The following is a 21,242-nucleotide window of genomic DNA, read 5'->3' as shown; positions in this document are numbered from 1 at the left end:
CCCAGCGCGGCACGGCGGGCTGTCACTCCTGCGCCGTGCTGCAACGCCCCACGACACGGCTCGCTCCACATCGGCACTGGCATAGCGCTTGCGCAAGGCGCTACGGCCACAGCCCATAACTCACAGGAGACAACATGAACATCACCCGCACCGCTCTCGCCGCCGCGCTCGCCACCGCCGGCACGGCCCACGCCGCCGACTTCAAGGCCGGCGAGTGGGACATCAGCCTCGGCGGCATCGTCAACGCCTACTACACGCACACCAGCTGCTCGGGCTCGCAGACCGTCGGCGGCCTCGCGCTGGCGACCAAGGCGCTAGGCTGCGGCGGCACCGATGGCCGCACCGTCATCGGCAACGGCCTGCTGCCCAACGCGCTGACGACGACGGCCAAGACGCGCCAGGAAGGTTTCGACATCAGCGCCACGCTGATGATCGGCGCCGCCGTCGCCAGCGGCGACGCCATCTCCAACAACAGCAACGTCGACGTGCGCCAGGGCTTCGTCACGATCGGCAATGCCGACATGGGCAGCGTCAAGCTGGGCCGCGACTACGGCCTGTTCGGCTCGTCCGCCATCCTCGGCGACATGACGCTGCTGGGCGCTGGCGCGCCGGTCAGCGCCACGCAGCGCAACCGCGTCACGCTGGGCCACATCGGCTCCGGCTACACCTACCTCGGCACCTACGGCCAGATGGCCTACACGCTGCCCACCAGCGGCGGCTTCTCGGCCACCGTCGCGCTGATGAGCCCCGTCGACGCTGCAGGCACGAGCTTCACCGGCCGCAGCGAGCCGCAGCTGCAGGCGCTGGCGTCCGTCAAGTTCGACGGCGGCAAGGCCTGGGTCGGCGTCAAGCGCCAGAAGTTCGACGGCCCGGCCGACACCGGCTTCACGCTGAACGCGGCCGAGGTCGGCGCCAGCGTCAACCTGGGTTCGCTGGGCTTCTCGGCCAACGTGCAGTCCGGCAAGGGCCTGGGCGTGCTGTCCGACGGCGACAGCGGCAACCGCAAGCAGACCAACCTGCTGCTGCAGGCCACCTGGCAGGCCACGGCCAAGGCCAAGTTCGGCCTGAACTGGGGCGAAAGCCGCCTGAAGGATGGCGCAGCCACCGACCTGCGCAGCAACAGCAATGTGACGGCCGGCCTCTACTACGGCCTGACCAAGAGCGTCACGCTGGTCACCGAGATCAGCCGCACGACGTCCAAGCCCGTGACGGGCGACGAGGCTCGCATGAACGGCGTCGCACTGGGCGGCATCGTGTTCTTCTGACAGGGCGCGGGCTCGGGAGAGCCCGGCAACGCCAAGGCGGCGGCAAGGCCATCCCGCCGCCGATCGCCAAACCGGGCCGAGGCCGCGGGCATGCCCGTCGTCCCGGCCTCTTTTTTGTATCGTGGGATTTTCATGCCCACACCCTGTGCCCGCGCCAAGTGTCGATCGCCAGCTATCACTGAACTGGCCTCCTGGGGGAATTGGGAAATTCGCCATTCAACTTTGACGGGCATCGTCATCTAAGTCTGAACTTTTCAGGACAGCCGTCAACAAACTTTGAACTGATAGAGCTGTTCAAATATACAGCACCAACCCCTGACGGCATTTCCTCGGGCCCAGGTCAGTCTCGGAGCGGCCGTAGGTTGTTAGACATGTAAAAATATACAGTGATTCTACTCACCAGCAAGTGCTCGCCATGGCTAACGTACCGCTCGTTTATCTCGACAGCAGCGACTTTTCCGTGCTCTCGAGTGAGGGGCGATCCAGCGAGCATAAAGCCCTGCGGCGCGACCTAGCTGCAATGAGCAGGGCCGGCGAAGCGCGGTTCTCCGCGATACCCGGGGCGATTCAGTAGAAGTTATGCAGCGGTCTCAGGACTTGCTCGAACCCCGTTCCGTAGCGTGTCAGCTTGCGCAGTCACGGTAGGCCCGTCGGGTGGCCGCGAGCAGTTACAAATGTGCTTGAACCGCGGAGCCACCAATTCAAGTAGGTTCTTCCCCAATGGGTCCCGTTAGGACATCGCATACATTGCCTTAAAAAGCGAAGGACAACGTTGTCTGATCGCAACAAGGGAGGAGGATTGACTTTACTGTCACCTAAAAAGCTCGACCTTTGCGATCACGCTTAGGTCTTGAGGTCAGCCCGCCATTTGTAGCGGTAAGCGGCCGACACACTCAATACGCATCCCCGGAGATTTTCCGCGCGCGGTGCTATTTTTCAATCACCTCTGTTTGGCCAGTTTGCGCGGGCTTGTGGCCATCGCGCGCTGTTGTTCAGCGACCTCCAAACATCCAATCCATTCAAGGTTTCAGATGAGTGCATTTTCGCAAAAGCGGCCACGCAAGCTCATGCAAATGGTCGTATGTTTTTTTCTGGTTAGTTCGGTCCAATCAGTTAATGCGGTAACACTGACTAATCCGCCAGTGAGCACAACTGGGAGCTTCACGCTGTCTTGGAGCGGGGGAACTTGGACGTACTCCGAAATATGGGAACGGGGCGCAAGCAGCCGCCTTGGAACAGGTAGCGGAACGAGCGGGGTATTTCCGATTAGCGGAAAATCGAACGGAACATATTACTATGATCTAAAGCCTTGCACGGCTGGCCAATTTGGGACCACCTGCTCTACTATCGTCGGCACCTTCACTGCCGTGGTGTCAATTGGGTCATCCGGCACTGCATCGATTTCAGCATTTGTAAACCAGGGCGCAATTCAAGTGAACTGGACAGCATCGCCAAACGCGACGAGCTACCAGATATTGCGAAATGGCTCCCTAATAGCAACGTCCTCTAAGGCCTCCTACACCGACGTCAGCGTCAGCGCCGGCACGGCTTATACATACTCGATAAACGTCTGCCAGTCCACGACATGCTCTGCTGGGCTGACGGCGGCTCCGGTTACTGCGGGCGCGATAAAAGCAGGGGCGCCGGTTTCTGAGACTTACCAATATGATGCATTGGGGCGACTAAATACAGTCACCTCTGGTGGGGCTGTCAAGACCGATTACAGGTATGACAAGGCCGGCAATCGCACCGCCGTCACGGAGTAAATGATGTTCAAATTGCTTTCTGGCATGAAGCTCGCTGAAAAAAAGCGCCGCGCAATTGATTCGAATATGGTGCTTGCCGCATCCTTGCTGCTCGTCTGGCAGGTTGCTGAAGCGGACCGGTTGGATCCTCCCCCGATTCGCTTGATGAACCGACATGGTGTCAACATGGCAAGTGGGCGCCCCTCGCCAACTTTGGTCGACGTATCGATCGGCGACAAAGCTCTCGGCCTTACGCATTCCATCTCGACCTACACAGGCAATATGGTGAATGTTGGAACAGCCGACGAACACATGTCGGGACCCGATGGCCCAAAAGACAAGTTTGCAGGCGTGCTTCGCCTAGTTCTTCATCACAAGCCGATCGGGCAGGAGAACAATCCGTCGGCATGGGTGTACGTGATGCGCGCGTTTGATACCGAGGGCTCTTTTGACTTTTCCGTAAATAGCGACGGCACGTTTACCAGCTACAACGGCGACCCCCGTCAGATTCTTGAGAAGGTCAATGACAGCGCCGGTTACGGAATCGTTTGGACGAAGCCGGACGGCTCGACGTCAAGGTTTGCGTCGTACGCAAATTATGCTCCAACCAGTACTGGTCAAAATGCCGACATTCCGCTCAATCTGACCCAGATGCAGGCCGCCAACGGGTTCACTGTCAACATTCTGGGCAATGTGGCGAATGTGTTCACGAACACTGGCTATCAACTCAAGTACGTGTATTCAGCCCAGGATCCCAGCCTCCCATACGACGATCCGACGAACACATCCATTCCCCCCATTGGATGGGGCAGTGAATCGCCAAAGTATGTTGTCGCAATCAATAACACTGTCGACTATTGCGACCCCAGTTACTTGACTCAGTATCCAGACGTAAATTCCGCCTGCCCAGGGCTGACTGTAAATAATTGGCCGAGAGCAACGTATCTATGGCCGTCTGGAATGCCAAGGGCAATGTTCCTTCAAGAGAATAGCCTAGTGGTGTTGGATTCAGAAGGTGGTCGAACAGAATACAAGCATCGACCATACGCGAAGCCCGCGCAGGCGGGCGATCCGAACTTCCGAGCAGTTCGACTGGTCGGCATAAAGAGCTCTCGCGCCACCGTTTCTGAAGTAACGTACGACTACAGTACTACCGACTGGATCGCGAACGGCACATGGAAGGTATGGTGGACGCCGGGAGCCATCGCAACACTTAGCTTATCAACCATCGGAAGCACAGCCTGGGGCTACACCCTAAATCAGCCCTACCAGCCTCTAAATGGCGTGAGCACTGATCGCTACAATCAGGGAGGCCGCACATCTCTTTTAGTCGCAAACTACCAATGGGGGTTGTGGATGGTTAACGATCTTGACTATTCAGCAGGATGGGACCAAACCTATAAAAACCAATTGCAATACCTGACGGATAATGTGACTGGAGTAAAGATGGCTTATGGTTACGACGATCGCTACAATATCACCTCTGTCACAAAAAATGGGGTGACCGTTCAAACTGCCGGCTATCCTGCGACGTGCAGCAATCGCAAAACTTGCAACCAGGCGACTTGGGTCAAGGACGGCAACGGCAACCAGACTGACTTCGAATACGATCCCAATTCCGGTCAGATTTCACGCGTGCGAAAACCTGCCGTGATGTCTGGCGGCATCAGCGTACGGCCGGAGATTCGCTACACCTACACGCCGCTCTACGCCTATTACAAGACCAGCGCGACGGGGTATGCGCAGGCCAGCACGCCGGTTTACTTGCTGACGCGCGAGCGCACCTGTTTGACCAGCGCAACGATTGCTGACGGCAGCGGCTGTACTGGTGGCGCAGCCGACGAAATCATCACAGATTACGACTACGGTCCGGCCAATGCGCCCAACAACCTGCTGCTTCGCGGGGTGACGGTGTCGGCCTATTCCGAGGGCGCCCTCCAGACGCGCCGCACCTGCTATCAGTACGATAATTTCGGTAACCGCATCGGTGAAATCAAGCCTAAGGCAGGCTTGGCCAGCTGCTATTGAGGGATGGGGAAAGAAATGAAATCGTCCAAGATTCTCCCCAAATTGGTGGCTGTGGTTATCCTGACATTGCCAGCACTGCTGGTGCACGAGGTAGCGCAAGCCTCCCAAACCTACCAAGCCTATTTGACCGCCACACGCTACGACGGCAATCGCCAGGTCACCGGCGTGATCAAGCCTTCAGCCAATGGTCAGGCCCCGTGGCCCGCGGTCCGCAACACGTACGACCCCGCGCGTCGGGTCCTCGTGTCGGTCGAAGAGGGCGTGCTGAACGCTTGGCAAGACGATACCGTGTCACCCCTGAACTGGGGTTCGAACTTCGTACCGAATCGCAAAACTGTCTATACCTACGACAGCCTAGGCCGCAAGGCCACTGAATCCCAAGTCGGGACCGACGGGCAACCCGTGGGTCTGGTGCAGTACAGCTACGACGACTGGAATCAGGTGATCTGCAAAACGGTGCGGATGAATCCCGCTGCTTACGGCAGTTTACCGGCGGACGCTTGCACTTTGGGTGCCGAGGGCAGTGACGGACCGGATCGGATCACCCATTATTCCTATAACACGTACTTCCAGATGACAGTTGAGACCCGGGCCTATGGTGTCCCGGGCCTTCAAATGGACTACGTCACCAATACGTATGGCGGCACGGCCACCGCCACCAATACCTTTTCTTGGCTGACTGACCAGAAAGACGCCAACGGCAACGTCACACACCTGGACTATGACGGCCTCGCTCGGTTGAGCAGGATCTCCTTCCCGAGCAAAACTGCGCCCGGCCAGTTCAGCACCACCGACTTTGAACAATACGGCTACGACAACAACAGCAACCGCACGGTGCTGACCAAGCGGGACGGGCGGGTCATCAACTACACGTATGACGCCCTCAATCGCAATACGCTGAAGGATGTTCCGGATAGCGCCGTTGATACGGACGTCTATTTGGGCTACGACCTGCAGGGCCATCCCAGCTACGCCAACTTCGGTAGTGCAAACGGGTCTGGCGTTGCAACGGTTTACGACGGTTTTGATCAACTGGCCAGCGAAGCAACGAGCGTGGGTGGAACGACCTATACGGTTTCCCACAAGTACGACCTCAATGGCAATCGCACGCTCATCACGCACCCGGACGGAACACCGTTCAGGTATGAATATGATGGATTGGATCAGCTGACCTTCATCAAGGAGGGCTCCAGTACCACGAGCCCGGTATTGATTCAGGTTGGCTTTGACAGCCAGGATCGGGTGGGCGCGCTGTACACCGGCGGCACATCCTCTGCGACGACGACATTTCAGTATGACAATTGGTCGCGCAATTACCTCAATAGTCTCGTGCCGACGGATGCCAATTACGCCTTCAGTGAAACGGCGTCGTACAACCCTGCCGGCCAGGTCAAGCAGATGGCCTTCAGCAACGACAATTTTCAGTATCGCGAGAAAGGCAGCGCGAGCGGGAGCTATGTCGCCAATGGGCTGAACCAGTACACCTCGGTAAGCGGCACCGCCTTTAGCTACGACGCCAACGCCAACCTCACGGCTGACGCCAGCACCAGCTATGGCTATGACGTCGAGAACCGGCTGGTCTCTGCCAGTGGCGGCCACAACGCCACGCTGGCCTATGACCCGCTGGGCCGCCTCTACAAGATCACCTCGGGCAGCCAGTCCACTCAGTTCGTTTACAGCGGCAGCACCCTGATCTCCGAGTATCAGAGTGGGAGCATCGCCAAGCGCTACGTCGCCGGCAACGGGGTTGACCAGCCCCTGGTCAGCTACAGCGGCAGCGCCGTCGGCGCCGGCAATCGCCAGTTCCTCCATGCAGATCGCCAGGGCTCGGTGGTTTCGGCGACGAACAGCTCAGGCGCCACGGTCTACGTCAACGCCTATGACGCCTATGGCGTGCCAAGCGTGGTCAACCAGGGGCGCTTTGCGTACACCGGGCAGACCTACTTGGCCGAACTCGGGATGTACTACTACAAAGCACGGATCTACTTTCCTAGCCTAGGTAGGTTCTTGCAAACCGACCCGATAGGGTATAACGATGATATGGATCTTTATACCTACACTGGGGATGATCCAATAAATAAAACCGATCCCTCGGGTCTTTGCATTGAAGACTTTTGTATAGCCGAAACAATATTTGTGAGCCGCGTTGTATATGGCACATATAGAGCATATAAGACTTATCGGGCAGCTCAAACAATCGCAAAAATAATTGCCACAAACGAAAGTTCGACACAGTCGAATGAACAGGAAAAAAGTGCTCCTCCCAATCCGAACGGAAGTAAGGGGGGGCCAGAACATCAAGAAAAAGTAGCAGAGCGAGCCAAAGTGCTTAGAGATGAAGGCCACACGATTGAAAATGGTGGCGGAGTAAAACCAGAAGAAATAGTTCAGACTCCAGGTGGCGATAAGGCTAGCCGCCGACCTGACATAACTACAACTGGTCCAGATGGCAAGCCCTATCGAGAAAACATTGGCCGAGCCAACAAAAATGGCGAACCCATTGCTCGCGAGAGAAGGGCTCAGAATGATATCAAGGGGGCCACAGGACAGTGCGCATTTACTGCATACATCCCCTGCAAAAAATGAGCAAGCATCGCACAGCAAACGTTAGTTTTTTTTGCTTACCTGAAGAATTAAGCAAAGCTTTAGAAAATATTCTATCAGAGTTAAATTTGAAATTATTCTTTGCAGTAGAAAATGGAGGGCTCTTCAATTTCCAAGAGGCCCCTCTTTGGGACGGAAGCCAAAACGGTCGTCCAATATTTTATGCCTTGCCGGCCGATGTCGACAATAATTACAGCAGAAAATCCCTGATGGGGATTGTACAAATTTGGTTTCCAGTTGTTGACGATAAGCTCTTGCGCATGGGCAACCTGGCGTTTTCTTCCATTAACGAACCGTCAGACGACCTGCAATTTAAGCTTTTCTCAAAAGTTAAACATTTTTTTAAAAAGAATTTCCTTGCAGGAGTGGTTGGAATCAATTCAAACCTTGGGAGGGAGCACATTTACAGAGATATATATGTTTCACATTTGGCACAAATTGAGGCCAACAAAGGAAAAAAGTTATTTCCCAAACTGGAGGGCGGGTATGTTTCTTTTCGCCCACTCTAAGAGCAAGGGGGGGGGGGCTCCAAAATCAATTCTTTTACCAGATGGATTGATGCCTGAATGTGGAATAGTCTTAAAGCGTGCCCACCAATCGACGATTTGAGAGGTGCGCGCCGTGAATTCATGGATCTCTTCGCATGACGGCCTGTTGCACCATTCACCAAATGCCGCCAGCACCTGCCTATCCCTCCCGGCCTTCGTACCACTGTTTGATCAATCCGCTCAAACCCACCAGCCCTATCTCACTGCTACACCTTAGGGCGAAATCAGCCTTCCGGCAACGGCGCGGCCTCGTGGTTTTTACGTTCTCCTTTAAGAATTTCGATGTGTAGATTGAGTTCAGCCAGCAGTTTTTGAAGTCAATTGTTCTGCAGGTCCAATGCCTTCATGCTATTGATATTCGCGACTCTTCGTTAAGGGGCTTCGGGCAAAGACGTTGATCCGACCTTGTGCGCAACCATAAGCTTTAACTCATTCGAAACTGATTTGAATCCATCTACTTTTCGAAATACATGGTGGCAACTCTGTCTTCGCGATCGGCAGATAGTGATAGTCATGGCAGCGCTGGCCTTCTTGACGTCTGGCATCGGATGTTGGTGGATGGCCACTGACGGCAATTCAGTCGAAGTAAGGAATGGTCGGATATCCGTTGATGAGCGTGCTCTGCCAAACAGTCAATCAAGTTCGAGCATCGTGGCGCAAAAGGATGTCTTTTCGGGGCCGAATTCTGGTGAGCAACGACCGTCTCAGCAGCAGCCTAAAGGAGCGGCGGAACATCCGTCAGCCCCGTTAATCGAAACCGCATTGAACTCCGAGAGTCAGGTGGGTATAAAGGTACGGCGATTCAGGGATGCGTCGTCTGCACAATTGAGTGGTATGACCTACGGTGGTTCAGTAGTTGCTTTCGAACTTCGCGGTCCTTACATCGGGCTCAAACGCTGGACCGCGATGATGCTCTCATCCTGGCCGCGTAGGCTCGTGCTCAAGTCCCTGGATTTGACGCACACCGAAGGTGACGACAACTCGGGAAAGGATGTAGAGGCACGCGTGGAATTTCTCTTCATTCCAGCGGGATCTTCACCATGACGGAGCGACGTCGTGCCGGGTGAGATGCGAGAGCGGCACGCGGGTCAAGCATCGCAATTTCATTCCTCAATCCGCTGGACATTGCTGGCGAGCCTGCTGGCAACCGCTTGGGCGTTGTGGTGGCCCAAGAGTGTTGAAGTTGCTGCGCCAGTTGCGGCTGTTGACAGAGCGCTCCCGCCCCTGCAAATGCCAGACGTTTCCAAAGGGGACGCAGGGCTCTTGCACGAAGCACTGGCCGACCCGTTTTTTCCTAAGCCGGCTTCTGCTGCAGTTTCTGATGCGACAGCCGCAAGTGTTTTATCTCCTCAGGCTAAGTTGTCACAGGTGCAATTGCCGACGCCGACGCCGCCGCCGATGCCTCCTCGTATTGCTGGTAGCTTCACCGGGCCAGACGGGGAAACCAGTGTGTTCGTGGCCGAAGGCAGTCAGCTGTTGCCGGCCAAGCCCGGACAGACGCTGGGCGGCGGTTACCAAGTGGAGGCCATAGGCCAGGGTGAGCTGTGGTTGCGTCATCCTGCTGCATCGGAACCCGTGGTGTTGCCGATGCCTGCCGCATCTGCAACCGGCACACTGCGCGTCTCGACCGGTCAGCCAATTGCGACAGGATCAGGACAAAGCGAGAGGTAGATGTGAGAGGGACGTATGCCGTTGCTCCAGCGCGGAGCAGGGAGGGGATCAGCGTAGTAGCTGCGCTGGATGGGCTGGTAAGGAATTCATTTGGCGCCTCGTTCATCCTGGTTGTGTTGCTGGTTCTCGGGCTGAGCGGCTGCGCCAACCCAGCGCAAATCGAAGCTGAGCATTTGCAGGCGGCCGGCCGCCCAGAAGAAGCCTTAAGCGCGCTGCAACGCGGCCTGTCGCTGGACCCTGAAAACGCTTCTCTACGTAGCTACGCCCTGCGGCTTCGCACGGACACGATGAACATTTGGCTAGCTGAAGCCTTTCGCTTGCTGGCCCAGGGTCAACTGGACGAGGCAGCGCGGCTGCTGGACCGCGCCCAAGCTCTGGAGCCGAATTCCGCGCGGGCCGCGGAGATGCTGCGGGCCGTACAGACGGAGCGCCGACTACGCGAAGTTCAAAGCGAGGCAGAAGCGCTTTTCGCGCGCGGCCAGGCGACTGCGGCCTTGCGCATGGCGGATGAGGCACTCAGGACCAACCCGCGCCACGACGGACTGCTGGCACTGCGCCGCCAGATCCTGGTGGCGCAGCGGGATGTGCAGCTCAAGGCGGCGCAACTGGGTCTGGCTGAGCAGCGACCAGTGTCGCTGGACTTTCGCGACGCGGGGCTTCGCCAAGTGCTGGACGTGGTGAGCCGCTACAGCGGTTTGAACTTCGTGCTGGACAAGGACATCCGATCCGACCTGCGCGTCACCATCTACCTAAAGAACGTGCGCGTGGAGGATGCGCTGGACCTGCTGGTGAGCACGCATCAGCTCGCACGCAAGGTGCTGGACGAGCGCACCGTCCTTATCTACCCCAATACGCCGGATAAGCAGCACGAATACCAGGAGCAGGTGATCCGGGTGTACTACCTCGCCAATGCCGAGGCGAAGGGGGCGGCGGCCTTCCTGAAAGCGATGCTGAAGGTGAAGGACCCGTTCGTGGACGACCGCAGCAACATGCTGTCGTTGCGCGAGTCACCTGAAACTATGGCCCTCGCCGAGCGCTTGATCGGGCTCTATGACACGCAGGAACCCGAGGTACTGCTTGAACTGGAAGTGCTGGAGGTGAGCAGCACGCGGCTGACCGAGCTGGGCGTGAAGCTGCCCAGCAGCGTGGGCTTGTCGCTACTGCCAGCCAGTTCCGGTGGGACGCTGACGATGGATCAACTACGCCGGGTGGGCCAGGACCGAATTGGGGTCTCGCTCGGTAGCGCCACGCTGAATTTGCGCCGTGAGGTGAATGACGCTCAAGTGCTGGCCAATCCACGCGTACGGGCCAAGAACCGCGAAAAAGCCAAGGTGCTGATTGGGGACAAGGTGCCCATCGTGACGACGACGACTGGGCAGGCGGGCTTCGTAGGCGACAGCGTCAGCTACATCGACGTGGGGTTGAAGCTGGACCTGGAGCCGACGATTTATGCCAACGACGAGGTGATGATCCGGCTGAGCCTGGAAGTCAGTTCGTTGGCCAGCCAGATCAAGACAGCATCCGGCACGACGGCCTACCAGATCAGCACGCGCAATGCCGGCACGGCATTGCGCTTGAAAGACGGTGAGACGCAGCTCCTGGCCGGTTTGCTGAGCCGAGAGGAGCGCAGCAGTGGTACTCGCGTGCCCGGTATTGGCGATCTGCCCTTGCTGAACCGCATATTCGGCAGCCAGTTGGACGATGGCAGCCGGACAGAGCTGGTGTTGTCCATCACGCCGCGCATCGTTCGCAATCTGCGGCAAATGGACCCGAGCGAAACAGAGCTGTGGGTGGGCACCGAGGCCTACACACGGTTGCGGCAGGTCGGAGGCCGGGTCGCGCCGGAAAACCTGCCATCCTCGCGCGCCGCGAAGTTGCCAACGACTGCTGGCGTGCAAGTTCAGTTAGCGCCCGGCTCCACCGCGGAAGCATCGCCCGGCGAAGCCGCGCCCCCTGCAGGAGTCGCCAGCGGACCACCCGCAGCGAACTCCGAAGCTCTGCCCGCCAATCAGGTGTCCCTGCGTTGGCAGGCCCCTGCACAGGTGAAAGCCGGACAACCATTCAGCTTGGTACTGGTGGGAGAGGTGTCCGGCGCCTTGAAGGGCTTGAGTTTTGGGCTGCAGACCGAGCCGGATCGGCTTCGATTGCTCCAGCCCAAGGCAGGAGCCTTCTGGGCGGCGCAGGGCGCGCCGGTCAACATCACCTCGGCTGCAAATGAACGTTCGGGCCGCATCGACATCGGGCTGCTGAGGTCTGAAGGAAAGCTGTTGACAGGCACAGGCGTCTTGGTTGAGCTGACCGTGATGGCGACAAAGCCAGGACGCCTGGACTTGAGCGCTCCGCAGCTCAACATGATTGGCGCGGATACCAATCCACCAACGGTGCTGCCACCGGAGCCAGTGAGCATTGAGGTGCTTCCGTGAAGCTGTCCTGGCGTTGGTACTGCGACAGCGGCGCTCGCCATGAAGGCGGGTACACGCTGGTGGAACTGCTCGCGGTGCTGGCCATCCTCTCGGTCCTGGCACTCGGCGTGGCGCCGTTGGCAGAACTGACCGTGCAGCGCCGCAAAGAGGACGCCCTGAGGGAGGCGCTGTGGCAGATCCGCTCGGCCATCGATGCTTACAAGCGTGCTGCAGATCAAGGCCTCATTCCCAGGGCGCCTGGAACATCGGGCTATCCGCCGAATCTTCTGGCGCTGGTGGACGGCGTGCCTGGTGCCGGCGGGCAGCGCCAATATTTCTTGCGGCGCCTGCCGCGGGATCCATTCGCGCCGGTTGGCGTGGAGGCACTTGCGAGCTGGCGTCTTCGGAGCTATGACAGCCCGCCGAATGCGCCGCATCCCGGAGCTGATGTCTACGACGTGCATTCGATGTCTGACGGCCGCGCCATGGACGGCGACCTCCTCAAGAATTGGTGAGGACACGTGCGCCCCCCTCAACGTCCTGGCCGCGGCTTCACGGTGATCGAATTGATCGTCGTGCTGGCGGTCATCGGGCTCCTGCTGAGCATCGTCGCGCCGCGCTACGCCAGGCACGTGGACCGCTCCCGCGAGACCGTGCTGCGGCAGAACCTGGCTGCGGTGAGGGACGCCATCGACAAGTTCTATGCGGATCGAGGGCGCTACCCCGCCGATCTCGACGAACTGGCGCGCGAGCGCTACCTCCGCGAGGTGCCCATGGACCCCATCACCGACCGACGCGACTCCTGGCTGGTGCAGGCGCCGCGCGCGCCGCAGCAAGGCGGTGTCTTTGAGGTGCACAGCGGAGCCGGTGGCCAAGCCAGCGATGGAACACCGTATGCGAGCTGGTGAAAAGCAACGCCGCCAGCTCAGACGTAGCCCCGCGCATGCGAGAGGCTTTGCATTGCTCTATGTGCTGATGGTGCTTGCAGTGCTGGCGGGCACCGTCTCCGTGGTCGCGCAGCGGTGGTCCGACCAGGTCGCCCGCGCCAAGGAACTGCAGCTGCTGCGCGTTGGCGATGCGATCGCCAAGGCACTGGCTGCCTACCAGGCGAGTACGCCGGGTGTGGACAAGCGTTTCCCCCCTCGCCTGGAAGATCTGGTGCTTGATCTCCGGTTCGGGAATCCGAGGCACCACTTGCGTGAGTTGTATCCGGACCCCATGACGGGACGACCAGATTGGCAGCTGCTGAGGGACTCGCGAGGTGGGATCGTCGGCGTGCGCAGCAGCTCGGATCGGCCGACCTGGCGCCGCGTGCCCCAACGTATGGATTTTGTGGATTTGCCTGCGGCGACCCGGGTGTCGCAGTGGGTTTTTACGCCGAGGATGTTTCCATGACCCGACGCCCTAACCACTCCGCTTGCGCTGCATCGGGGTTTACGTTGCTGGAACTGCTGGTGGTGATCCTCATCATCGGCCTGTTGACCGGGATCATCGGCCCGCGGCTGATGGGCCAGATCAGCCGCTCGGAGGTGACCACCGCGCGCGCGCAGATCGCCGCCCTCGACAAGGCCGTGGAGGCCTACCGGCTGGACATGGGGCAGTATCCGAGCAGTGGACAAGGACTGCGCGCACTCGTCTCACCGCCAACGTCGCCAGAGCGTTGGCGTGGGCCGTACCTCAAGGGGGCGCTCCCGCTCGATCCTTGGGGCTCGCCGTATCAATATCGGGTGCCAGGCAGCAATGGGCGCGATTTCGACATCGTGAGCCTGGGACGCGACAAGGCGCCTGGCGGCTCCGGCGACGACGCTGACATCACCAACTGAGGGCTGCGTGGAATTCGTGGCCCGCCTCTTCGACCCCGCGCAGAACGGGATCAGGGAAGCCCGCGTCCACGCGCAGGATCAGGCGGAGGCTAGAACGCTCCTGACGGGCGAAGGCATGACGGTGCTGGCTTTGCAGCCAGTGCGTCGTTGGCCTGGACGCACCGGTGGCACGCAGTCTTTGGACATTGCCCTTTGGTGCCGCGAACTGCGGGCGCTGTTGCAGGCAGGGCTGTCGGTGGTTGAAGCGTTGGAGGCCTTGGGTGCCGTAGCTCAGGCCAGCTCCGTGTATGAAGAACTGCTGGCTCGCCTGCGCGAAGGAAAGGCATTTTCCTCAGCGCTGGCGGAAACCCAACGGTTTCCCGCTCTGCTCATTGCGTCCGTGAGGGCCAGCGAGCGCACGAGTGATCTGGCGCACGCGTTGGATGCATTCCTGCGATTCGACGAATTGGTAGGGACGTTGCGCAGAAAGATTGTCAGTGCTGCCATCTATCCGGCGCTGGTCGTCGGGTTGGGTATCTTGATCGGCCTGTTCCTGCTGTTCGTCGTCGTGCCGCGCTTGGCGTCGCTGTACGCCGAGGCAAGCGCTGGCGTGAGTGCCGCGACACGGATGCTGATCGCCGTCAGCTCGGCGCTCACCGGGCATCCCGAGTGGGTGCTGGGCGTCGCGCTGTCGTTGGCCGTCACCGTCGCATGGCTTTGCACAGGCCCGAGGCCAAAGTCGCTCGGCACATGGCTGTTGCAAGCGTGGCCTTGGTTGGGCCGCCAAATCGGCCATTTTGAAAAAGCCCGGCTCTTCGAAGCACTGGCGCTCTTGGTTCAGGGCGGGTACAGCCTCCATGAAGCGCTGGGGGTCTGCGTGGGCATCGCGCACAGTCCTCTGACCGAAGCGCGACTCCACACGGCCCAACAGAGAATTGAGCAAGGATCGTTGGCGTCAGCGGCCTTCACGTCGGCAGCGCTCGCGGACCCGGTCGCTGAACGACTGATGCGCGCTGGTGAGCGCGGCGGCGAGTTCGACCGAGTGCTGCGTGCCATTGCGGAGCGCCACCGGCAGGCCTTCGAGACTTTCGTGGAGCGGGCGACCCGCCTTGTTGAACCCGTACTTCTGACGTTGGTGGCACTCATGGTGGGCGGTATGGTGGTCCTGCTTTACATGCCCGTGTTCGATATCGCGGCTTCTATCCGATGAGCGCGCAGACATCACCATCGGCGATCCAGCCATCGCAAGTGTTGGCTGAACTTGCGTCTGCTAGATCCTCGGACACGATCGGCACCGTGCTCGACAGACTGCTTTCCCGGCGTCCGGACTGGCCATGGCCTGAGTTGCTGGCGAGGGATGCTGGCGTGCGCTGCCTGGCGGATACAGGACCGTTGACGCCCCTGGCTGTCGCTGCGGATATCCCGCAGGGTGTCGCCTTCCTGCAGAGCGACTCGCCGCTGTTGGCAATGGCGGATCCTTGGGATGCGGATCTCTTCAGCGCCGTCGAGAGACTCGTGGGCCTGCAGTTGGAGCCGGTTGCAGTCACGGGTCAAGAACTGGCGGCGTGGCGGGGCGCGGTTCCTGCGGAGAAGCATCCATCCAGCGCCCCGCCTTCAAAAGCTCCAGCAAGTGGAGTCTCGGCCGAGAAGGTAGTGTCGGCGGTGGTTCAACTGGTCGACCGGGCGCTGGTCGGGGCCTGGCGTAACGGGGCGAGTGACGTCCACTTCGAATGCGACCGGCAGGGTCTATGGGTGAAGCATCGCCTCGATGGCGTCATGGCGCCCTTCGAGCGGCTCGACGGCGCGTCGCGGGCCGAAGAGGTGATCTCTCGCCTCAAGGTTCTTGCCCAACTGGACATCACGGAACGGCGGCTCCCTCAGGACGGCCGCTTCCGATTCGGGTTCGACGGCCAAGAGGTGGACTTGCGTGTTTCCATCATGCCCAGCGTCTTCGGTGAGGATGCGGTCCTGCGCTTGCTGGACAAGTCGACGCTGCGGTCCAGCGGGCGCGAGATCACATTGGATGCGCTCGGCTTTGAACCGGACAGCAGGGATCGGCTCAGGCACCTGTCCAGCTTGCCCCATGGCATGGTGCTGGTGACGGGGCCGACTGGCAGCGGCAAGACGACGTCGGTCTATGCGGCTCTGTCGGAAATCAACACCGGCAAAGAAAAGATCATCACCATCGAAGACCCGGTGGAATACGAGTTGCCTGGGGTTTTGCAGATTCCGGTCAACGAGAAGAAGGGGCTGACGTTCGCCCGCGGCTTGCGCAGCATCTTGCGTCACGACCCGGACCGCATCCTGGTGGGGGAGATTCGAGATGCAGAGACCGCGGAAATCGCGGTGCAGTCGGCATTGACGGGGCACCTGGTCTTCACCACCGTGCATGCCAACTCTCTCTTCGACGTCATCGGGCGCTTTCGGCACTTCGGGTTGGACATGTTCGGCTTCGTGTCTTCGCTAAACGGCGTGGTCGTCCAGCGCCTGATGCGCCGCCTCTGCACGAACTGCGGTACGCGACGAGAGCCAACCGCGGCGGAGGAGCGCTGGTGGCTGCGACATGCACAGGAATTCGGCGAACTGCCGGTTGATGTTCCTTGCGCGAACGGTTGTGAGGTCTGCCACGGGACCGGCTATCGAGGGCGCTTTGTCGTGGCGGAGGTCCACCAGATCGGCGACCTGTTGCGAGACCGCATCCTCGCTGGCGCGGAGGTGAGCGAGCTCAAGCGAATGGCCTTCGAAACCGACGACGCCATAGGCGTCACCCGGCCGCTCTTGGTCCAAGCTGTAGGCCATGTCGGGCGAGGTGAAACCACTCTGGAGGAGATTTTTCGTGTGGTGGGCCAGATCTGAAAGCGTCGACGTCTACTTGTCTGGCGGCGTGGCCGCCATTCGCCGCCGCGGCGTTGACACGCTGGTGGAGTCCCTCGCTGCTCGTTCGCGCGATGACCTGTTGGCGGAGTGGGCGGCTACCGTTCCCCGGGCCTACTGGCGTGTTTGGCTTGGCGGAAGTTTGTGCCGCCTCAAAAGGGTTGATGCCGTGCTAGGCGTCCGCACGATCGAAGAGGCTGAGGCTGTCATCGGTCGGCTCGCAAGTGACAGCGGGCAGGCGATGGAGGCGCGATTGGCGCTCTGGTCCCGGAAACGCCCGTGGGTGGCATGTTGCAGCCCGGCCGGGTTTGTTGAGAGCCTGATGTCTTTAGCGGACAAGCATCGCATCAACTTGCAGAGCATTCGTCCTTGGTGGTCGAGCGTATCCACTGATCGAGCCAGTGGCGTGGCCTGCTGCGACAACGAGTCCATATCGGCCTGGTCGACGGACAAGAAGGCGCGAGTGCTCAGGTGCTCCACGTCGCTGGTTGAGGAAGGGCGCCAGGCGCAGGCCCTTCGGCGCATGCGGGTTGCCGAGCCGCTGCGGGCCTACCGGTTGGACCTGCAATCGCCGGTAGCTACAGGAAAGGCCGGTTTCTCCGTGACCTCCCTTGACGAGGATGCCGATGCCGCCGCCAGCTGACCTGCGGTTTGAGCTTCGGCCGAGGAGGCCTTCGCGCGTGCTGCGTGTAGCGGTCCTGCTGATGCTTGTCGCGACGGCCGGGCTGTTTGCAAACAGGCTCGTCCCTCAATGGAGGTCATACCGGCATGGCGGAGAAGAAGCCGAGGGGGTTGGGACGTCGGTGGCACCACCGTATGCCGAGGTGACGGCCTCGGCGCCGGAGCGCGATGCCACCGCGGTACTGGATGATCGGCTGCATGAGGCTGAGCTGTGCGTCAAGGGATCTGCAACCTTGCAGCGTTTCACCTACGACGCTACCCAGCAGGTGGCGTCAATGCACATCAACCTCCGTGAGCCTGAAGCGCTGAGCGCCTTGTTGGATTGCCTAGAGGCGAACACCGCCGGAACTGATCGATGGACGCTGTCGAGCTACGAAGCCCTAGACGGCGCGGCGACCGGCGGTAGTGTTCAGCGATCAGGCCAAATCGTCCTCACGTCGGCGCCTCAGTGAAGAGAAGGCGTTGTGGGGGACAAAGAAAAGTTCGCCGAGCGCCTCGTGCTTGGCAAGCATGAGATCAAGTCACCGGCGCTCTCGGCGTTTGCTGAGCAGCGCGACGACCTAATGCACTTCCGAACACTGACCAGCTTGAAACGAGTGCCTACCGCCGTCGCCGCCGAGCGGCTTGTGGATTGGTTGAAAAGGTTTGATATCGACGTCGACCTGGTGGCAGCCGCCGGGGAGCACTTCGATCTGGAAGCACCCGGCTTCACCCGGCCGCCGCCGCGCCCACGCGCCATGCTGGTGATGATGCTGGGCGCCGTCATTCTTTTCTACGGCGCGCTGACAGCAGGCTTGTTCGGCGCACTCACGCCCCCCGTTATTCAGGTGAAGTCCAGCCAGATCTGGTATGCCGTGGCCAATGACCGTGCGACAAAATTCCGCATAGGAGGAGAACCCGCACCAGTCATCGAATCAGCCAACTGCGGCGATGCGGCTGCCATTGCAAAAACGACTCTCTACCCGTCCCACGACGTCGAAGTGTTGTGCGAGCTGATGTCGTCGGACGTAGGAAAATCGAAGCTGCATGGCGCCCAGATGGGCCAGATGCTGTTGGCCGCAATCGCAACTCCCCTACTCCTCTTCGCAGGGATCAGGCTGTTCCGTAGCCTTCGGAGAGCCGATAAGGCCAATAAGTTGTACAGGCTTGTTAACCAGCGCAGGGCCGCTCTAGATCCCAAACCTGAAGCCGTTGAGAAAGCTGCAGAAGGGGCTGGGGCCGGCGACGATGCGGCCAAAGGGCCAAGCGGGCAGTAGCCACTTCGGCCGACATTGCGAGTTGCAATGCCCACCCATTTCGCTGGACGCCACCACAGCGCCCAGCATCGTGACCGCAGCTCTGTCTGTGCCGGCGTTGCTGCTCGGCGCCCCCAATGCCGGCGGTCATTGGGGGCCGCATTTGTTTACGAGCCGTTGGATCGACCTTTTCCAACTTCCGTCTGCGGATCTTGCGACGCAGGCAGCCCTTCCGCGGGCGAGGGGACTTTCTCAGCGGCCGTCGCCAGAATAGCCTTTCGCCGGGTCAGGGCCAACGGCTTGGTCGAGCCAACAAGTAGCGTCGCATGCCGAGGTTCCGAGCCCTTGAAGGCGCGGATTTGATCCCGCGTCAGCCCCGTCCCGAACACACGCGCCGCTTTCTCCGCCAGCTCGGCAGAGATAGTGACGAACTTGCCGGGGGAGACTCGAACTCGCTTCACAGGAAGATTTTCATGTGCGGTCGCCCCGGCGGCCACCCAAAGTGCCCCACTTATGGCCACTCAAACTGCTCCACCCGGCCGGGGTGAATTGACCCGCTGAACACGGTCGGTCAGGCGCCTCAGCCCTGACGAAGGCAGGACGTAACTTCCCGCCCCTCGACAGAGGGGGATTCACGAGGTGAACGTCTTGAAGCCGCATCTACAAACCACGATCTGGACGCTCCTGCGCGCGGGCAACAGCCAGCGCGAGATCGAGCGCCGAACCGGCATTTCCCGCCACACGATCCGCGACTACGCCAAGCGCTTCGCAGCGCAGGCGGACCCACCCCAGGATTCAAACTGCCCCGGGGTGGCCACCGGCTCTGAGGCTGGCCCACCCAGTCAAACTGCTCCACCCCCGGCCACCGGCTTTGCCACAGGGCGCAAGCTCGGCGGCGTCGCTGTGCGAGCCCCATCGCACCTTTATCGAAGCGCAGCTGCGCCTGGGGCGCAACGCCGTGGCCATCTACCAGGAGCTGGTGGATGAGCACGGCTTTGCCGGCCGGTACAACTCCGTCAAGCGCTTCGTCGCTCGATTGCGGGTGCATGCGCCCGAGCAGTTCGACCGCCTGAGCTTCGCACCGGGCGAGGAGATGCAGGTCGACTACAGCTATCGCCACGTCAAGCTCGTCACAGAGCAGCGGGTGGCGCTGGCACTGAAGCGCCTGGAGCAAATGGCGCCCAACGCAGACGCCTGCGATGGGCTACCCACGCAGTCGCACGCCCTCATCCGCAGTCCTCACGAGTACGGCGAGCTGTTCGCCAAAGCCGCCGCCGCCAATCAAGGAGACCTCTTCGCATGAACACGCAAGACATCGAGAACACGCTGCGCAAGCTGCGCCTGTCCGGCATGGCCCAGACGCTGCAAACCCGCGTCATGCAGGCCCAGGCCGCGCAGGAGCCGTTCCTGGACACACTGACCGCACTGCTGCAGGACGAGCTGGACCGTCGTCGCAGCCGCCTCATGGCACGCCGCTTCAAGCTCTCCGGCCTGGAGGAGAAGCTGTCGCTGGCGGACTTCGACTGGCGCTTCAACCCGAAGCTGCCACGCGGCGCCTGCTTCGAGCTGCACAGCTTGAAGTTCATCGCCGAAGGCAACAACGCGCTGCTGGTCGGCAAGCCCGGCACGGGCAAAAGCCACATCGCAAAGGCGGTGGCCTACCAGGCCACCTTGCAGGGCTATGACGTCGCCTACGTCGAAGCCGACGCGGTCCTGGCCCGCTACGCCCTCGCTGAGCCCGACGAACGCGCCCGGCTGCTCAAGGGCTGGGTGGCCGCGGATCTGCTGCTGTTGGACGATTTGTTCCTGGCCCGCAAGATTGGCGAGCACGCTGCGGAGCTGCTGCAGACGCTGGTTCATCAGCGCTACAAGCTGCGCCGCTCAATCGTCATCACGTCCAACCGGATCGTCCAGGACTGGGGTCGCTACCTCGGCGACGCCACCATGGCCACAACCATCCTGGACCGCCTCATGCATCGCTGCGCGATGCTCGAGTTCGAGGGCAAGAGCTACCGGCTGAAGGAGGCGTCCGCGCGCCTGGTCATGGCCTCAGACCCCACATAATTCCCTCGTCCTGCCCGGAGCAGTTTGGGTGGCCACGAGTGGAGCAGTTTGGGGTGGCCATCGGGGCGGTCGCGGTTTACGCGCTTCTTCACGGCGCGCCCCTGCTCGTTTCAGCATGGTGCCAAAAATCCACGCCATGGCGACCATCAAGATCGACAGCCAGAACCCCGGGTTGGTAAGCAGGTCGGTGTCCATGTGTTGGCGCCGATCTAAATTTGACCCACCCTGCCGATTGAACTTTGACCCAGGGCTTGGGGCCGGCATCGGCTGACGCCGGCTGTGGACAACTGTAGCGCTGAGCTCGGTCAGCCCGCCTCGTCGCG

At 60.5% G+C, this 21,242-nt stretch carries 17 protein-coding genes and 1 pseudogene; all 18 read left to right on the top strand.

Translation table 11 applies throughout. The features are described 5' to 3' along the window. Positions 1 to 134 precede the first annotated feature (134 nt). The 18 genes and pseudogenes from ACG04R_RS18960 to istB all read left to right on the top strand — a co-directional run bounded on the left by ACG04R_RS18960 (position 135) and on the right by istB (position 20,919). Positions 135 to 1,265: a porin gene (locus tag ACG04R_RS18960; RefSeq protein WP_394414344.1), complete on the top strand. Its 1,131-nt coding sequence runs from the start codon at positions 135 to 137 to the stop codon at positions 1,263 to 1,265. 1,769 nt (positions 1,266 to 3,034) lie between these two features. Continuing rightward, positions 3,035 to 5,038, top strand: a complete 2,004-nt coding sequence (locus ACG04R_RS18950; RefSeq protein ID WP_394414338.1) for a hypothetical protein — start codon at positions 3,035 to 3,037, stop codon at positions 5,036 to 5,038. A gap of 15 nt (positions 5,039 to 5,053) precedes the next feature. Then, the gene (locus ACG04R_RS18945; RefSeq protein ID WP_394414335.1) at positions 5,054 to 7,624 is read left to right on the top strand and encodes an RHS repeat domain-containing protein; all 2,571 of its coding nucleotides are present in this window, start codon (positions 5,054 to 5,056) and stop codon (positions 7,622 to 7,624) included. Then, a complete protein-coding gene (locus tag ACG04R_RS18940) occupies positions 7,621 to 8,151 on the top strand; it encodes a hypothetical protein (RefSeq protein ID WP_394414332.1) in 531 nt (176 codons plus the stop codon). Before ACG04R_RS18945 ends, ACG04R_RS18940 begins: the two co-directional genes overlap by 4 nt. Before the next feature lie 597 nt (positions 8,152 to 8,748). Next, positions 8,749 to 9,234: a hypothetical protein gene (locus ACG04R_RS18935; protein ID WP_394414329.1), complete on the top strand. Its 486-nt coding sequence runs from the start codon at positions 8,749 to 8,751 to the stop codon at positions 9,232 to 9,234. A gap of 219 nt (positions 9,235 to 9,453) precedes the next feature. Next, entirely contained in the window at positions 9,454 to 9,861 is a 408-nt protein-coding gene (locus ACG04R_RS18930) for a hypothetical protein (RefSeq protein WP_394414326.1), read from the top strand. A 113-nt stretch (positions 9,862 to 9,974) separates the two neighbouring features. Continuing rightward, a complete protein-coding gene (locus ACG04R_RS18925; RefSeq protein WP_394414323.1) occupies positions 9,975 to 12,284 on the top strand; it encodes a type IV pilus secretin PilQ in 2,310 nt (769 codons plus the stop codon). Continuing rightward, the gene (locus ACG04R_RS18920; protein ID WP_394414321.1) at positions 12,281 to 12,778 is read left to right on the top strand and encodes a type II secretion system protein; all 498 of its coding nucleotides are present in this window, start codon (positions 12,281 to 12,283) and stop codon (positions 12,776 to 12,778) included. Before ACG04R_RS18925 ends, ACG04R_RS18920 begins: the two co-directional genes overlap by 4 nt. Positions 12,779 to 12,784: 6 nt before the next feature. Next, positions 12,785 to 13,171, top strand: a complete 387-nt coding sequence (locus ACG04R_RS18915) for a type II secretion system protein (RefSeq protein ID WP_394414318.1) — start codon at positions 12,785 to 12,787, stop codon at positions 13,169 to 13,171. Between the two features lie 52 nt (positions 13,172 to 13,223). Further along, positions 13,224 to 13,658 carry a hypothetical protein gene (locus tag ACG04R_RS18910; protein ID WP_394414315.1) on the top strand — a complete coding sequence of 145 codons (435 nt, stop codon included), beginning with the start codon at positions 13,224 to 13,226 and terminating at the stop codon, positions 13,656 to 13,658. Further along, on the top strand, positions 13,655 to 14,086 hold the full coding sequence (gene gspG, locus ACG04R_RS18905; RefSeq protein WP_394414312.1) for a type II secretion system major pseudopilin GspG: 432 nt from the start codon (positions 13,655 to 13,657) through the stop codon (positions 14,084 to 14,086). Before ACG04R_RS18910 ends, gspG begins: the two co-directional genes overlap by 4 nt. Before the next feature lie 7 nt (positions 14,087 to 14,093). Next, the gene (locus ACG04R_RS18900; RefSeq protein ID WP_394414309.1) at positions 14,094 to 15,275 is read left to right on the top strand and encodes a type II secretion system F family protein; all 1,182 of its coding nucleotides are present in this window, start codon (positions 14,094 to 14,096) and stop codon (positions 15,273 to 15,275) included. After that, positions 15,272 to 16,921: a GspE/PulE family protein gene (locus ACG04R_RS18895; protein WP_394414306.1), complete on the top strand. Its 1,650-nt coding sequence runs from the start codon at positions 15,272 to 15,274 to the stop codon at positions 16,919 to 16,921. The genes ACG04R_RS18900 and ACG04R_RS18895 overlap by 4 nt, the downstream gene beginning before the upstream one ends. Next, positions 16,902 to 17,582: a hypothetical protein gene (locus tag ACG04R_RS18890; RefSeq protein WP_394414303.1), complete on the top strand. Its 681-nt coding sequence runs from the start codon at positions 16,902 to 16,904 to the stop codon at positions 17,580 to 17,582. Before ACG04R_RS18895 ends, ACG04R_RS18890 begins: the two co-directional genes overlap by 20 nt. Positions 17,583 to 17,619: 37 nt before the next feature. Then, on the top strand, positions 17,620 to 18,072 hold the full coding sequence (locus ACG04R_RS18885) for a hypothetical protein (protein WP_394414300.1): 453 nt from the start codon (positions 17,620 to 17,622) through the stop codon (positions 18,070 to 18,072). Positions 18,073 to 18,084: 12 nt separating this feature from the next. Next, positions 18,085 to 18,876: a DUF6216 family protein gene (locus tag ACG04R_RS18880; RefSeq protein ID WP_394414297.1), complete on the top strand. Its 792-nt coding sequence runs from the start codon at positions 18,085 to 18,087 to the stop codon at positions 18,874 to 18,876. A 618-nt stretch (positions 18,877 to 19,494) separates the two neighbouring features. Then, a pseudogene (locus ACG04R_RS18875) lies at positions 19,495 to 19,963 on the top strand (IS21 family transposase); the annotation flags it as partial. Between the two features lie 191 nt (positions 19,964 to 20,154). Beyond that, the gene (gene istB / locus ACG04R_RS18870; RefSeq protein WP_394414294.1) at positions 20,155 to 20,919 is read left to right on the top strand and encodes an IS21-like element helper ATPase IstB; all 765 of its coding nucleotides are present in this window, start codon (positions 20,155 to 20,157) and stop codon (positions 20,917 to 20,919) included. Positions 20,920 to 21,242 lie beyond the last annotated feature (323 nt).

The organism is Pelomonas candidula (assembly GCF_043555985.1).
Taxonomy (GTDB): domain Bacteria; phylum Pseudomonadota; class Gammaproteobacteria; order Burkholderiales; family Burkholderiaceae_C; genus Pelomonas; species Pelomonas candidula.
Note: the sequence above shows the minus strand (reverse complement) of the source record. Positions and strands in the feature narration are given on the sequence as shown.

Bases quoted from the DNA above. Each gene is read 5' to 3' on its own strand.
- istB (WP_394414294.1), top strand. From the start codon at position 20,155: ATGAACACGCAAGACATCGAGAACACGCTGCGCAAGCTGCGCCTGTCC.
- ACG04R_RS18950 (WP_394414338.1), top strand. From the start codon at position 3,035: ATGTTCAAATTGCTTTCTGGCATGAAGCTCGCTGAAAAAAAGCGCCGC.
- ACG04R_RS18895 (WP_394414306.1), top strand. From the start codon at position 15,272: ATGAGCGCGCAGACATCACCATCGGCGATCCAGCCATCGCAAGTGTTG.
- gspG (WP_394414312.1), top strand. From the start codon at position 13,655: ATGACCCGACGCCCTAACCACTCCGCTTGCGCTGCATCGGGGTTTACG.
- ACG04R_RS18945 (WP_394414335.1), top strand. From the start codon at position 5,054: ATGAAATCGTCCAAGATTCTCCCCAAATTGGTGGCTGTGGTTATCCTG.
- ACG04R_RS18935 (WP_394414329.1), top strand. From the start codon at position 8,749: ATGGCCACTGACGGCAATTCAGTCGAAGTAAGGAATGGTCGGATATCC.
- ACG04R_RS18940 (WP_394414332.1), top strand. From the start codon at position 7,621: ATGAGCAAGCATCGCACAGCAAACGTTAGTTTTTTTTGCTTACCTGAA.
- ACG04R_RS18960 (WP_394414344.1), top strand. From the start codon at position 135: ATGAACATCACCCGCACCGCTCTCGCCGCCGCGCTCGCCACCGCCGGC.